Origin of the sequence: Sedimentibacter sp., from assembly GCF_038562225.1 — a bacterium.
Lineage (GTDB): Bacteria > Bacillota > Clostridia > Tissierellales > Sedimentibacteraceae > Sedimentibacter.
This window is the reverse complement of sequence record NZ_JBCFAS010000002.1, coordinates 1,118,236-1,132,355: the sequence shown is the minus strand read 5'-3', so window position 1 is coordinate 1,132,355 and position 14,120 is coordinate 1,118,236. Positions and strand designations below refer to the sequence as shown.

Annotated in this window: 12 protein-coding genes; 2 read left to right on the top strand and 10 right to left on the bottom strand. The window is 36.7% G+C overall.

What is annotated here, in order from left to right; genetic code table 11:
• Window positions 1-42: 42 nt before the first annotated feature.
• From AAGU76_RS11655 to AAGU76_RS11645, 3 genes are all read right to left on the bottom strand, one after another.
• Window positions 43-747: a DUF4367 domain-containing protein gene (locus AAGU76_RS11655; RefSeq protein ID WP_342485660.1), complete on the bottom strand. Its 705-nt coding sequence runs from the start codon at window positions 745-747 to the stop codon at window positions 43-45.
• Complete coding sequence (locus AAGU76_RS11650) at window positions 740-1,300, bottom strand: sigma-70 family RNA polymerase sigma factor (RefSeq protein WP_342485659.1); 561 nt, start codon at window positions 1,298-1,300, stop codon at window positions 740-742. The genes AAGU76_RS11655 and AAGU76_RS11650 overlap by 8 nt, the downstream gene beginning before the upstream one ends.
• Window positions 1,301-1,872: 572 nt before the next feature.
• Window positions 1,873-2,793: a LysR family transcriptional regulator gene (locus tag AAGU76_RS11645; protein WP_342485658.1), complete on the bottom strand. Its 921-nt coding sequence runs from the start codon at window positions 2,791-2,793 to the stop codon at window positions 1,873-1,875.
• 100 nt (window positions 2,794-2,893) lie between these two features.
• Between AAGU76_RS11645 and AAGU76_RS11640 the strand changes: the two genes are divergently transcribed.
• Together AAGU76_RS11640 and AAGU76_RS11635 are read left to right on the top strand one after the other, a co-directional pair.
• The gene (locus AAGU76_RS11640; RefSeq protein ID WP_342485657.1) at window positions 2,894-4,276 is read left to right on the top strand and encodes an MFS transporter; all 1,383 of its coding nucleotides are present in this window, start codon (window positions 2,894-2,896) and stop codon (window positions 4,274-4,276) included.
• A gap of 35 nt (window positions 4,277-4,311) precedes the next feature.
• Window positions 4,312-5,898 (top strand): D-aminoacylase, encoded by a 1,587-nt coding sequence (locus AAGU76_RS11635; protein WP_342485656.1) that lies wholly within the window; start codon window positions 4,312-4,314, stop codon window positions 5,896-5,898.
• A 95-nt stretch (window positions 5,899-5,993) separates the two neighbouring features.
• Here AAGU76_RS11635 and AAGU76_RS11630 read toward each other — a convergent pair whose 3' ends face one another.
• Genes AAGU76_RS11630 through AAGU76_RS11600 form a run of 7 tightly spaced genes read right to left on the bottom strand, consistent with a single transcriptional unit; the run spans window position 5,994 to window position 14,044 of the window.
• Window positions 5,994-7,355: a cobalamin-dependent protein gene (locus AAGU76_RS11630; protein ID WP_342485655.1), complete on the bottom strand. Its 1,362-nt coding sequence runs from the start codon at window positions 7,353-7,355 to the stop codon at window positions 5,994-5,996.
• 11 nt (window positions 7,356-7,366) lie between these two features.
• Window positions 7,367-8,689: a radical SAM protein gene (locus AAGU76_RS11625; protein ID WP_342485654.1), complete on the bottom strand. Its 1,323-nt coding sequence runs from the start codon at window positions 8,687-8,689 to the stop codon at window positions 7,367-7,369.
• A complete protein-coding gene (locus AAGU76_RS11620; protein WP_342485653.1) occupies window positions 8,689-10,053 on the bottom strand; it encodes a radical SAM protein in 1,365 nt (454 codons plus the stop codon). The genes AAGU76_RS11625 and AAGU76_RS11620 overlap by 1 nt, the downstream gene beginning before the upstream one ends.
• Window positions 10,050-10,670 carry a class I SAM-dependent methyltransferase gene (locus tag AAGU76_RS11615; RefSeq protein WP_342485652.1) on the bottom strand — a complete coding sequence of 207 codons (621 nt, stop codon included), beginning with the start codon at window positions 10,668-10,670 and terminating at the stop codon, window positions 10,050-10,052. The genes AAGU76_RS11620 and AAGU76_RS11615 overlap by 4 nt, the downstream gene beginning before the upstream one ends.
• Window positions 10,671-10,678: 8 nt before the next feature.
• Window positions 10,679-11,968, bottom strand: coding sequence for a radical SAM protein (locus AAGU76_RS11610; protein ID WP_342485651.1), 1,290 nt, complete (start codon window positions 11,966-11,968; stop codon window positions 10,679-10,681).
• 8 nt (window positions 11,969-11,976) lie between these two features.
• Window positions 11,977-12,966 (bottom strand): hypothetical protein, encoded by a 990-nt coding sequence (locus AAGU76_RS11605; protein ID WP_342485650.1) that lies wholly within the window; start codon window positions 12,964-12,966, stop codon window positions 11,977-11,979.
• Window positions 12,953-14,044 carry a hypothetical protein gene (locus AAGU76_RS11600; protein ID WP_342485649.1) on the bottom strand — a complete coding sequence of 364 codons (1,092 nt, stop codon included), beginning with the start codon at window positions 14,042-14,044 and terminating at the stop codon, window positions 12,953-12,955. The genes AAGU76_RS11605 and AAGU76_RS11600 overlap by 14 nt, the downstream gene beginning before the upstream one ends.
• Window positions 14,045-14,120: the final 76 nt, after the last annotated feature.

The window sequence follows — 14,120 nt, the reverse complement described above, 5'->3', positions numbered from 1 at the left end:
TTTTATATATAAGACAATTTAATCAATCAGAATGTAACATTTTTATTTAATCGAATCCGCAATTTTTATTAATTCTTCGTTAGTTAAGGAATCGTTAGTGCTGGTTATTACTATTGAATTTTCATGAAATTTAAAGATTAATATGGTTGAACCGGGTTTTCTGTATATATAGCCATTTTTGTTATTTACAGTAATATTATATTTTTCACAATTTTCTATGTCTACATTAAAAGATGATTTGCTATCATATAATGTAACATCAATCAAATAATTCTCTTTGTTGTAGTAAGTTAAAGAATAGAAACTTGGTGTTTTAATTTCGTCATTTTCTAAATAACCTTCAGGAATATAACCTACTTTAAAATCATTAAAAGGACTTTCTTCTTTAGGCATAAAGGATGCATGACTATCAAAATTTTCAATATAGAAGTTTATAATTTTTTCTCTAAATGCATCAACAGTAATAAATGGAATGGCAAAACCTGATGTTAGCAGTAAAACAAGTATCGCAACTTTTGATATTAACTTTTTAAATTTCTTTTGTTTTATCAATTTGGTGGTTTTTTCACCTAGGCGTTCATTGATCATCGAGTATATTTTTTTATCTAATTCATCCTGACTTGGATTTATTATTGTATCGTCCTTATCCAATAGGTCAAACATTTCATTGTCTTTTTCGACAAGTGATAGTGCGGCTTTTTTTATGAGAAAGTCGTCATTAAAGTTATCTGTATGATTTCTATTCATATGACTTTTTACCACCTTTCAATCTTTGTTTTAACATATCTAAGGCCCTTTTTTTATACACTCTGATATTTTTCACATTTATGTTTAAAGCGATTGCTATTTCTTCATAAGAAAATTCATCGTATACATATCTATATACTAAGATAGACTTATATGGTTCCGGTAAATGGCTTAGAGCTTCTTCTATTTCTGAAACACCAATTTTTTCTGTAAAATCATTAACTGAATTACATAAACTGTACTCTGAAATATTGTCGATGTCAATAATCGATTTTTCCTTGTTAAGATAATTAAGATATGTGTTTTTGACTATGCTCATTAAGTATGATTTCATTTTGTAGCTATGTATTTTCTTTATTGTTTCTATTTTTTCTATTACCTTTAAATATGTAGTCGAGACTAAGTCGCTTGCTGTTTCATTACTTTTTGATAGTTTGAATGCGTATTTCCATAAAGTTTTTCCATACCTTTCGTATAAGGTAGTTACAAAGTCGTAATTATTTATTTCGATATCTGTCTCATCAAAATCTGGTACTGTAAACAAAAGAAACATTTATGCTCTCCCCTCTCTTATGCTTGCATGATTATTATACCATGTGTACTTCAATTATTAATAAAAATGTTTTCTTTTTTAAAGATTAAAGGGTATATTTTTATTTTTCAAAATTAATGTTACGTTTTTGATTTTTTGATTGTCTATATAGTGAAGGTAAAAAATATATTGGGGTGAATATTGTGGAAAATGAAAAAATATATGTTTATAGAATTGTTGCCGGGATTGTCTTATGGGTTTCTAATAATGAATTCACATGGGAAATAATTAATTATTTCGCTAATATGAATGACAGTCCTAATGTGGAAATGATAGTTTTTTTTAGAAATATATTTATCTTAATATCATTGGCGGGGTTAATCATCACATTACTAAGTGCCGTTTTATTGCTCAAATGGACACAGCTAAAAAAGAAGGCATAGATCCTTTGTGTCGAGATTAGTTGCGAAAAGGTGCAGTAAATCATTTAAATTTTAGTTGCCAATAATGAGGTGACAAGGGGACGTTGTTGAAACAACTTCAAAAAAGCAATCGGCTTATAAATGAACTGATTGCTTTTTAATTGCAAACTATTATATTGATTTCTGCAGATCTTCAATCATCCCTATATATTCCATGGCCATTTCCGAAACGGGGTGACTCAGGTTGCTTATCCACCCAAGCTCCACTGAAAATCTGTCGTCAAGCAGCTCCAAAGCCCTGATGCTGTCATAATACTCAACTTTCTTGTAGGCGTTGGTATATGCAGCTATGGAATAGGCATCGGTGTTTACCAGCACCTCGTGCATGGTGCTTCGGTCAGACACTATTATGCGGTTTTTACGCTTGTATATTTTCATGTCCTCCAGTTCCGAAGAAAAGTTGAAGTTGGTGTCCTGATACATGACGATGGGGAACTCATCCAGCATGTCCAGGGTTACTCCGGGACGGTCCAGGCTGTACAGAGGATTGTTCTTACCCACAGTTACTGAAGCAGGACAGGCCAGAATGGGATGGTATGACAGACCCCGGGATTTAAGCAGCTGCTGTGTTATTTTTTTCTGACTTTGAGACATTATGAGCACACCGATTTCTGCCCTGTGGGAGCACACGTTGTTTACTATTTCTAAAAATGAACATTCCAAAAAGGAAAACTCTGTGTGGTGCTTAGAGTACTTTTCGCAAAGCTGCATGAACAACAGGTGGGCAAAGCGCATGTACTGGCAGGCAACGGAGAACGTCACAGTGGGATATTTTCCGTAGGACGAGCAAAATTCCCTGGTAAGACGAAACTGGCTGTAGGTGGCCATGGCATGGTTCAGGAACTCGCAGCCGAAGTCTGTCAGTTCCACTCCCTTGGCAGTCCGGTTGAAAATGGATTTACCCACCTCATTCTCCAGACTTTTAATTGACTGTGACAGGTTTGACTGAGACAGGTACAGGCTCTTTGCCGCCTTGTTGAAAGAACCGCATTCGGCAATCTTGATTACATGTTCAATCTGATCTAAACGCATGGCGCCTCCTTATATAAGTGCTGCTTATAACTTCTAATTAAAAATATATATTATCTGTTTATAGGTGTCAAGTGCTATAATGATTTAAGGAGGGATGAATATGAACAATCAAAAAATAAGCCTGGCGGAAAAGCTCGGCTACGGTTCTTTTTCAATTTCATGCAACATAGTTGTTCAGTTTGTAAGCACATTTATTTTATTTTACTATACGAACGTATTCGGGCTGTCTCCGGTCGTTGCCGGAGCTATAGTGAGCTTCGGCGTAATCTGGGATGGCATAAACGATCCATTGATAGCACATTTTTCAGACAATCACAGATTCAAAAACGGAGAACGCGTCAGGCCATACATGCTGTATATCTGCATTCCTTTGGCCATAACCACTGTTTTTATGTTTGTTCCCTTTGATATGGCACAGTGGATGAAGCCTCTTTACGGGATATTCATGTATGTGATTTTTTATTCCTTTACAACATTCCTGAGGCTTCCGTCCTATGCCATGCCCATACTTTCAACATCAGACAGCCAGGAACGCATCAGCATAAACACATACACCTCCGGAGGGGCGAGCCTGGGTGGTGTTCTGGCAAGCGTACTGTGCTGGCCCTTGGTAAGAATTTTTTCAGGAGTGGATGAAAGCGGGTCTTTAATTGATCCTAAGAGGGGTTTCCCCATGGCTGCTGCGATAATCGGCTGCATAGTGATTTTCGGGGCGCTGCTTTCTTATTTTACATCCCGTGAACGTGTTAAACCTCTCAATGAAAATGAGGAGAAGCTGTCGCTGATCAGTTCCTTCAAAATAGTTACAGGCAATTACAATTTTCGGTGGAATACTGCTTTCTCTACCTTATATTTTGTAAATAACGCACTGCTTACAACAACCATTGTGTACTACTGCACTTATGTGTTCAATGACTCAGGGCTTACAACAACTGTTATGGCTGCTTTTGCTGTTGGTTCCATCATAGCTTTGCCGTTTATTAAGCGCCTGGACAGGGCAATGGGAAGGAGAAGGGCAATGATGCTTGGAGCCGCGCTCATATTCATAAGCAAGGTGCCGTTTCTGATTTTGCCCACGAACGTTTCTGCAATGTATGCAAATGCCTTCATCATGGGGTTGTCCGTAGCCTTGAACATTGTAACGTTCAGCACTACCAGAGCCGAAGTTGCCGACCATGTGGAGCATGAGAACAACAGAAGAATCGACAGCATGGTAATAAATTTCATGGGCTTCTTAAACAAATGCGGAACATCCCTGACTACCCTTTTCATAGGCATATCTCTGCAGATGGCAGGATACAATGCCCAGCTTAAAATTCAGCCCCAGGCAGTTACTCAGACACTGATTTTTCTTATAGGATGGACTTCTCTGGCTATGGCGGTGGCAATGTTCTACTGCGCTTCAAAAATTACCATAGAAGAAACCGTGCAGCAGATGAACATGGAAAAGGCTGTTGCCGCAGAAGGTCAGCCTGCTGCCTGAGACGAAAATTAATGATGTATTTTTAAGGAGCAGTTATGATAGATATTTTAATAAAAAACGCAAAAATAGTTGACGGATCCGGCAATACAGCCTATATGGGAGATGTAGCGGTAAAAGAAAACAAGATTGCTGCTGTGGGACAGGTGGAAGAGGATGCCGTAAAAGTAATTGACGCTCAGGGTTTGGTGATCTCCCCAGGCTTCATCGACGTGCACGGACATTCAGACATGTTTGCCTTTGTGGATCCGGAAAGATCATCAAAGCTGTGTCAGGGCATAACAACTGAGATATGCGGTCAATGCGGACTTGGCCCTGCTCCCGTCGGGCGGGAATATATAAATCAATACATGGCATATTTCAAGAATCAGGGGGCTCCTGTCTATCCTCAGGCAAACTCATTTGACACCTTTGGGAAATATCTTGATTTTATGAACAATCTGCCGTTAGGTATCAATATGGCTTACTTCATTCCCCATGGAACCGTAAGAATGGCAGTTATGGGACTGTCACCCGAAAAGCCCACCAGGGAGCAGCTTGACAAAATGTCGGAATTGGTTGACGAAGGTATGTCAAGCGGTGCTCTGGGGCTGTCCAGCGGACTCATGTATGCTCCGGGTATGTTTGCTGACAGGGAGGAACTTGAAACATTGTGCAGAACAGTCGGTAGGTATGGAGGCATCTACACATCCCACATTCGAGACCAAGGAGCACGGCTTGAAGAAAGCGTTGCGGAAACCATCAGCATTGCTCAGGCTGCCGGTGCCAGGGCAAACATCTCACACCATAAGGCCAGCGGTAAAAACAACTGGGGCAAAGTCAACAAAACCTGCAGAATGATTCATGAGGCGGAAATTTCCGCGACCCATGATGTCTATCCCTATGCCGCCAGTTCAACAATGATACGGTCGGTACTGCCTCCAAAGGTGCAGAAAATGGAACCTGCAGATATAATTTCGTATCTGAAGGATGTGCGAAACCACAGTTATATTGAAGAAGCCATGCTTAATCCTGAAGAAAGCTTTGAAAGTCCCCTTAGCTCCTGCGGATATGACGGGATACTGATTTTTGACGCTGTGAAGACCAAGGATGCAATAGGTAAGACTGTGGCTCAATATGCCGACAGCAATGGTGTTTCACCATTTGACGGCCTCATGAGGCTGTTGACTGAAAATTCCCTGGGAGCCGGCTACATAGGCTTTTCCATGTGGGAAGACGATGTGGAAACGCTGGTTGCAGATTCCCTGTGCATGTTCGGAACGGACGGTTTGTTTGTTCCCGGAATGCCCATGACCCATCCAAGAGCCATCGGAACTTTCCCCAGAATATTGGGAAGGTATGTCAGGGAAAAAAATATCCTCACCCTGGAAGAAGCCATACGGAAAATGACTTCACTTCCCGCAGAATTTTACGGCCTTGAAGGCAAGGGCTTAATAAAGGCAGGCATGGATGCGGATTTGGTTCTTTTCGATGCTGAAAAAATTATAGACCATTCGGATTACAAACAGCCGCTTCTTAAAAACGAGGGCATTCGTGTGGTTATTGTAAACGGAAAGATTGCCGTTGAAGACGACAAGTCCCTGGGAGTAAAAAACGGTAGCACGCTAAAGGCAATAAAAAGATAATAATTTGACAAGGGAATTTGCAAGGGGACGTGTTAGTGACATAAAGATGACAACAACCCCGTCCCCTTGTCATCCGTCCCCTTGTCATCTTGTCATCAATTTTCAATCATTAAAGCTACATACTTTTTAGCAGCCTTTATTGAACCGATAAAAATCCTGAAAATGTTTCTGATGCCGAATTTTTTTATCATTTCAGTGTTTTTGTTTATAAATATGTTTACGTACAAATTGGTCTTTAAAAGTTCATAATAATATGTTCTTAAGCTTACCTGAGAAGGCTTGATCATAACCTGACCAAAGCTCCATTTCTCATAATCATCTGATTTGTATATAAGCCTGTTTTTATACTGCTCATACATCGGCAAATTAGGGAATGGCGTCAGGGGACTTATGGAGGTTATTTGGGGTTTTAACCCTTTAATATAAGATCTGAACAATATAAAATCATTTTTGCTCCAATCGGGGTGAGCCATGAAAGAAGCCCATACATCAATTCCTAAGTCTCTTAATATTTTAGCTGCTTCATGATTATCTGTTGTAGTAGACTGTTTATGATACCTGACCAGCTCATTGTCATTATGTGTCTCATAGCCAACCAATAAAGCCTTTAAACCCAGTCCTGCAAGTTCGCCTACCAATTCCTTGAATTCTATTATCCCTTTTACTGAGCCGTACATTATATAGTTCTTTTTTAAGTTAAGCTCTTTAATGAGGTTAATAAAAGTTCTTATTTTCTCCTCACTGCCAAAAAAATCATTATCCATAAACATTATGGTAGGTTCTTTTATGCTTGCTAAATCTTTTTTTGTCAGTTCCGGATCAATTAACTTTTCTTTTACGCCTTCAATTCTCCACCTGAGACAAAAGTCGCATACTTTTTCACAGCCTGTTCCAAATTCCATAATAGCAGCAGGTCTGTACCCAAAATAAGAATAATTGCTTCGGTATTTCTCCGTAGATGACCTGTCAGGGAGCAGGTACTCGTTGCGTCCTTTTTTTCCGGTTGATTCATATCCCAGCGCTTTTGACCTGATGCCGTCTATTAATTCCACATTTCCAATTGATATGGAACTATAAAATTTCCTTAGATTTTCTGTACATGTATATTCAAAAACATGGTCCACTGATTCATGAAAAAAAGCCTCAGGATTGAGATATGTTTGCGTACCTCCTACAACGGTAATTATGTCAGGATTTACTTTCTTGGTTTCAGCACACAGTCCAACAACCTTGTTGACATCAATACATAAACTTGTCAGTCCTACAATGCGGGGGTTATAGTCCTCTATTTTCTTTGACAAGCTCACAGTTTCTATCATCATATCAAAGATTTCCACATCGTAATCTTCTTTTAATACACCATAAACCATTTCCAGCCCGATAGGTTCTGAAAACATAAAATCGCTCAATGTTATTGCTTGTTTAATCCTGGGAGGTCTTACTAAAAGTATTCTCATATATACCTGCCTTAAAATATATTAGGTGTTATTCTTTGCTTGATTTGATACCTGTAATACAAATTGACCAAACAATAAAACAAATATTTTCCAGGTTTTCTTAAGAACTCTTTTCTCAAAATATTTCTTATAAAAATAGATTTTAAAGTAAACAATGATTCATATAATTCCCAATAAGCATTTGTTAATTCATCACTGGTGATATTTTTAGGCATATGAACTGCCTCGGTGCCGTCAAAGGCATATATGTCATCCTTAATCAACCTGTTTTCAGCTGTTATATCTTTAAAAAACTTAGTGCCGGGAATAGGAGTTAAAATATAAAAACGAGGGACAGAAATTTTGTTATCCTCTATAAAATCCTTAGTCATTCTAATGGACTCTAAAGTGTCTCCATCGCCGCCCACAACCATTTCTGTTGAAACATCAATTCCATGGGATTGAATGTTGCTTATTAATTGGGGATACTTTAAAGGATCAGCCCAACCCTTGTTCATGCCAACTAAACTTTCCCGGGAAATACTTTCAAGTCCGAAACTAAGGGTGGTGCAGCCGCTTTCTGCCAATGCTTTCAACAGTCCACTTTCCTTTCCTATTCGAATATCGCATTGGCTCATCCATTCCATATTCAAGTTTTTTATTTCTCTCAGTAATTCATTTAAATATTCTCTGTCAGAAAAAATATTGTCATCCAAAAGCAAAAACTTTTTAAATCCTAAGTTTTTAACTTGTTTAATGTCCCTTACAACTTCTTCAAGAGGTTTTTTAATATAATGACCTTTGTACAAACAAGCGACGGAACAAAAGCTGCATGTGTTAGGACAGCCCCTTCCGGCTTGTACAGGTAAAAAATCTCCTATGTTTTTGTGGATAATTAAATCAAAACGAGGGCTGGGTGTTGACAACATTCCGCTTTTAAGATTTTTCTCGTAAATTTTCTTTAATTGGCCATTTTCAAAATCCTCTAATAATTGCTTCCAAACAAGCTCTGCATCTCCAACTACTACAGCATCACAATATTTAGCTGCTTCTTCTGCCATAATGCTGGCCATGTAGCCGCCAAGAACAACCGTCTTGCCTCTTTTCCGAAATTCTTTTGCAATATCAATGGTTCTGATTACACCATGACCCATGGAGCTGATACCTATTAAATCGGCATCAGTATCAAAAGGTATGTCTTCCAATATTTCAAGTATTATTTCTGCTTCCCAGCCTTCAGGCATCATGGCAGCTAAAAGCGGCATAGCCAGTCCAACAAAATACAATTTGTTTTTCTTTATGGGTTTATGGTTTTGATCATAAGGACTTGGTTGTATCAGCAATATTTTTTTCATTAACGTCCCCTCACAATCTTATGAATGTATTGCAAACTTACAAGACTGCTCCCAACGAGCATTTTCAAATTAGCTTTTATGCCGTATTTCTTAATCAAAGCAGCTAAATGCTTTGGCCTCATAATAACTCTGTAATATGCGATCAATAATTCCGTATAAAAAGCTCTTATACTCATGAACTCCGGTTTTAAAACTACGTGAGCCATATCCCACACTTCATAATTTTCTCTTTCAACCAATAAATCAGATAAGTATGAATGGAAAATTTCTGTTCCCGGTAATGGAGTAAGAGGCTGAAGGTTTACAAATTTAACATCTGAATTTTTTAACCACCCTGTCAATTCTCTGAAATCTTGTTTCGTAAAGTCCAGGGGAATGATCAATGTGGCATAAAGTTCTATGTCTAATGATTTTAATGTTTTAATGCATTCTTCATTGACTTTTTTAGTTGTTTTCTTATTGTAAGCCTGCAGGTCCTTTGTTCTGACCGATTCTATTCCTACTATGACCGCCTGCAACCCAACGCCCTTAAGTTCAAGCATAATATCCTTGTTTTCAGAAATAAAATCAGCTCTCCCGTAAACTAAAAATTTCTTTTTTATATTTTTTTTCTTGAGATTATCTATAAATTCCCTGAGCTTGTCCTTATTAAAGAGAAAGTCATCATCAACTATATATATTTCTTCTTCTTCAATTGTTTCTAACTCGCCGATTATGTCTGCCATATCTCTTGAGAAGTATTTACCGCCGGTAATCTCTTTGCAAAAACAAAAGCTGCAGCTGTATGGACACCCAAAGGAAGTTTTTATTAAGGCGCAAGGGCTGTGAAACATGTAATAATAATGCTTCCTGTATTTAGATACAGCATTTCTGTCAGGGTACCTATAATTGAAATTATTGTTTTTAGGAGGTGATTTAACAAGGGCTTCATTGATGCCATCAATACCACTGCCCTTTAACAATTCCTTTAAAGTAAAATTGAAACCATCAATTCCATTTCTATCGTAAATAAAATCAATGAACTGAGATTTGAAATCTTCCGGTACAACCTCTGTATGAACTCCGCCGACGCCAGTTTTAACATATGAGAACATTTCTTTGGCAGTGCGTGCCATGTCCTTTATTATTCCAACATGAGTTATATATCCTGTATATAAAACAAAATCAGGCTTTTCCTCAGACAAAATTTCTTTATAACCCTTCTTTTCCACAATTAAATCAATTATTTTAATTTGAATAGCATGTTTTATTTCTTCAGGTACATTGGATACGAGGTATTCAAACTCCAAAGGTTCACATATCATTACATGCTGAAGTCCGATGGTTTCCTTGTGTGGTTTTGGCCGAATCAAAAGAACTTTCATATGCTAGCCTTCTTTAGCGTATAAACTGCAATCCTTGGCATATACAGCTTTTCTTTAATTATTTTTAAGTTTTCGATTTGAAAATAATCATGAACCAATTGCTTAAACTTCTCATGAGAAGGATAATTGGCAGGGCCGGTTGTCAATTTTACAAAACTCAATGCAAATTTATCATAATAATTATTGCCGCTGGCAAAACCAATGAAAATTTTGCCATTGTCCTTTAATAACCTGTTTAACTCTTTCATTACATTTTCAGGATGTTTGTAATATGGCAAGGAATGAGTACATACAATTACATCGAATTTATCCCGCAATTTATACAGCTCAGCCACATCCATTTTAATGTGCTCAGCTTCAGGATTTTTTCTCCTTGAAACTTCAAGCATTCCTTCTGAAAAGTCTATTCCTGTAACGTGAAGGTTATCAAAATTGTTTTCAAGCTCCCGAATTAATTCTCCGGGGCCGCAGCCTAAATCCAATACTTTCATGTTATCATCCCTTGCAATATTTGAAACAGCACTTAAAATATAATTTCTTGTAGGTTTTAAAGAATACTTCTGAACCCATAGTTTGTCATATTTGTTTGCCCAAAAATTCCATATGTCAGATTTCATAAATACTCCTATTTGTTTAAAATATATTTCCAAACTCTTTTGGATGTTAACAGCTGCAGATGAATGCCGTAAAACAAAGCATAAAACAACCACTTTGGTAATTTTGGCTTAAGCACTAAATGTAGGAAGTCAAATTTTTCAGGATTCTTAGTAATTAAATCATTTTTTAACAATTCATAATCCTCAGTGCTTTTAACAGGTGTCAAAATTGATACAGTGAACACATCAATATTATTTTGCTTCACAAATTTATTTAAATTCTTAAAGTCGCCTGTACCATAATCGGGTTGAACCATGAAAAGGGCTGTTAAATGGATGCCGTGTTCTTTAAGCAAAGAAATGACTTTTGGATAATCAAGCGCATTTGTAGTTTTTTCATATCCTTTAAGCTCGTCGTTATTAGTTGCTTCAAATCCCACGATTACTTCCGTGAGTCCTGCTCCTTTTAACTTTCCCAGCAAATCTTTTTCTCTTAAAATAAAATCAGCTCTTAAATATCCGATGATCTTTAACTTAACATTCCTGCTCCTTACAATATCTATAAATTCCAGGGCGTCACTTCTTTGAGAGAAAAGAACATCGTCAACAATCCAGAAGTAGTCAGCCTCAATACTTTCCATTTCATGAACCATTTCAGCATAGTCAGCTTTTACATAATGATTGGAATTCAATTGTCTGCAGTAACAATAGGAGCAATTAAACGGGCATCCGATGCTGCTTTTAATTAAAGCAACGTTCTTTTTTTCCAGGTAATGAAGCTTGTTGGATTTTTGTTTGAAAATACTTCTGTCAGCTAATATATTTTCATTGCCATAAATTATTTCTTTTTTACCGATACTCCAGTACGCTTCCGCGGATTCTTCCCCATTTATCAGAAAATCTACACCGTCAATGGCAGTCTTTTCATCCATGCTTATTATTTTTTCAATCAATAGTTTAAAAGTGTTTAAACTTTGTGTGTGACACACATAATCAATGTCTTTAACATGAAAGTCATGGGAATTACCCTGAATGTGGACTCCGCCAACAATGATTTTTACATGGGGATACTTCATCTTGTATAAGTGAGCTTCTCTGATGATTTCCTGTTCAGCAACATTGTATCCTGTGAGCACAACAATATCAGGAGTAATATCTTTTGGTTGAGTTAATCCCAATAATTCATCAATTAAATAATTTTCAACACTCATGCTGTTTAAAACAGCTTTTAAATAGCATAGCTCCAGGGGCTCTGTTACTACCGGCTCAAAGGCAGAAAAAACAGTTTTTACCCTGACTTTATTTAAAAATACAATCATGGCTAACCTCAATCCCTTTTGGAATCTTTGAATACGTGATGCTTTATGTTGTAGGTTTTATACGAAAATAAAGGCACTAAATGCTGAATAAAAAAATTTAGCACAGGGTTGCTGTGATGAACATATAAATATTTGCATTTTTCTCTGCAGCCAATTTTCAACTTGCTTTCCTCTGCAGTCTGACCAAATTCTATTGTTTTAACTTGCTTTTCTATACCGGTTTCAATTATTTTCAAGAGCATATTGTAATAAATATCGTATGCTTCATTATCTTCCTTTCTAAATCCACCAAACAAGAAATAAAGCGTATCATTTTTATCCTTGATTTCCTTTAACTGAATAAAAGCTAAAACATCTTTTGTTTTAATATTAATAAACTCATACAATTCAGCTTCATAACTGGTAAAAAATTCAATAGGAAGTGTTTCCAACGGATTATCGGTTCTGTCCATAATGCTCAAATAAAGCTTGTAATGGTTTTCATTGAAATCTTCCCTGTTAATTTTTCTTACTTCAATGCTATCCCTATGCTTAAGAGCTTGATTTATCCGCCTTCTGTAAGGGCTCCTCAAAGCATCCAAATATTCATCAAATGAAGAATATTTGTTTTCAAATACAAAAGTTGATAAGGTTTTTCCGCCGCCTTTAAAAGGGGTATCTCCATTCAGCAGAACTTTTAACCCTTTTCTTTGCTGAATGACATTTTCTATAGAAGCAGCTTCACCCCAGTAACCTTTTTCGCATACAGATACAGGCAGTCCTATAATTTGAACCTTTGCTCTTAAAGGGAAAATATTTTTAAAATTAAATAAATTCAGCTTCAATGAGTATGAAATGATGATATTGTCATCAATCAGCTCGTATTCCTGATCACATGGGTTTACTTTTTCCAGTAATTCCAAAAGAGGAATCATTTCATATAAATTTTCATATGACTTTAAAGCAGACATGCTTTCCAATTGATTCTTTAGATTGTTGATTGATTTATACTTGCTCATCGCTTAATTCCTTAATGTAAGCCTTGTAATGCTTGGATTCGCAATCAGCCCATTTGATGCCGAAATTTTTCGACTTGGTATTTTCAGATAAAATCCAGCCGGATTCAAAATTATGAAATTTTCCCTTCGTGCATTTAAAACAATAATCAAACAAGGCCAAAATGGCGCCTTTGTTCCTTTCACCTGGAATAACCCCCATTTCAACAATTTTAAACTGATTGATTTTACCGGAGAATAGTTTGTTTTTGATGACAGTTCTCAGTCCCACAGTTTCAGAGGGCTTCATCAGCTGGTTGAAATCAGGATACCAAAGCATGAACCCGACAGGAATTCCATCCTTCTCTGCAAATAAAAGGTTTTCCGGTTTTAGCAGAAATTTAAGGTCTTTAAACAATTCATAATCTTCTTCTTTTTTTCTTGGATAATAAAATAAGTGATCACCGAATGATTGATTGTTAACATCAGTATAAATGCTGCATTCATGTTTTAAATTGCTTAAATCAGCCGGCCTAACATTATATCGTGTCTCCAGTCTTTTTCTAACATCACTGCTTAATAGTTCATCCACATTCTTCATATCTTTTTTGTAGCTTACCATTTCTATTGCTTTAAACCCGTTAAGTTCAAAGTATTTGTGGATGAATTCCGGATTGTGCGCCATGCCGAAGCTTTGTTTTTTATCATAATCACCGGCTAAAAATCCCAATCCATAATTAACATGAATGTTCAAGGAGGCAGATATCTTAGAGGCTCCTTTTTGTCTTGCCATTTTTTCAGCCCTGTCCATTATGAGCTTAAATGCATCCATATTAAGTTCTTCTGATTCGAAAAAACCTATTTGAATGTAATCAGACATCCTGTATGCAAAAGCCAACATGCAAATCATAACAATTTTATCGTCATCCACAACCATTAAAGGTTCTAAATCAACAGATTTACAAAGCTCGGATTTCCCGTATATCAACCCTTTAACCAGCCCAGACAAGGAATCTCTCTTTAAAGGATCATTTAAATATTGCTTTTTATAAAAATTTACAAAGGCTCTTCTGTTTTTATTATCAACATGTACTAGTTTCATGCTCGTCTCCAAATTTTCTTGCTTTAATTATAACATCGCAGCAAGTCCGACACAACAATATATAACATACATTGCA

What these genes read in the sequence shown, in the direction of transcription:
- AAGU76_RS11620 (WP_342485653.1), bottom strand. Translation starts at nt 10,053, where the DNA reads ATGAAAGTTCTTTTGATTCGGCCAAAACCACACAAGGAAACCATCGGA.
- AAGU76_RS11650 (WP_342485659.1), bottom strand. Translation starts at nt 1,300, where the DNA reads ATGTTTCTTTTGTTTACAGTACCAGATTTTGATGAGACAGATATCGAA.
- AAGU76_RS11630 (WP_342485655.1), bottom strand. Translation starts at nt 7,355, where the DNA reads ATGAGAATACTTTTAGTAAGACCTCCCAGGATTAAACAAGCAATAACA.
- AAGU76_RS11640 (WP_342485657.1), top strand. Translation starts at nt 2,894, where the DNA reads ATGAACAATCAAAAAATAAGCCTGGCGGAAAAGCTCGGCTACGGTTCT.
- AAGU76_RS11610 (WP_342485651.1), bottom strand. Translation starts at nt 11,968, where the DNA reads ATGATTGTATTTTTAAATAAAGTCAGGGTAAAAACTGTTTTTTCTGCC.
- AAGU76_RS11655 (WP_342485660.1), bottom strand. Translation starts at nt 747, where the DNA reads ATGAATAGAAATCATACAGATAACTTTAATGACGACTTTCTCATAAAA.
- AAGU76_RS11625 (WP_342485654.1), bottom strand. Translation starts at nt 8,689, where the DNA reads ATGAAAAAAATATTGCTGATACAACCAAGTCCTTATGATCAAAACCAT.
- AAGU76_RS11615 (WP_342485652.1), bottom strand. Translation starts at nt 10,670, where the DNA reads ATGAAATCTGACATATGGAATTTTTGGGCAAACAAATATGACAAACTA.
- AAGU76_RS11600 (WP_342485649.1), bottom strand. Translation starts at nt 14,044, where the DNA reads ATGAAACTAGTACATGTTGATAATAAAAACAGAAGAGCCTTTGTAAAT.
- AAGU76_RS11645 (WP_342485658.1), bottom strand. Translation starts at nt 2,793, where the DNA reads ATGCGTTTAGATCAGATTGAACATGTAATCAAGATTGCCGAATGCGGT.
- AAGU76_RS11605 (WP_342485650.1), bottom strand. Translation starts at nt 12,966, where the DNA reads ATGAGCAAGTATAAATCAATCAACAATCTAAAGAATCAATTGGAAAGC.
- AAGU76_RS11635 (WP_342485656.1), top strand. Translation starts at nt 4,312, where the DNA reads ATGATAGATATTTTAATAAAAAACGCAAAAATAGTTGACGGATCCGGC.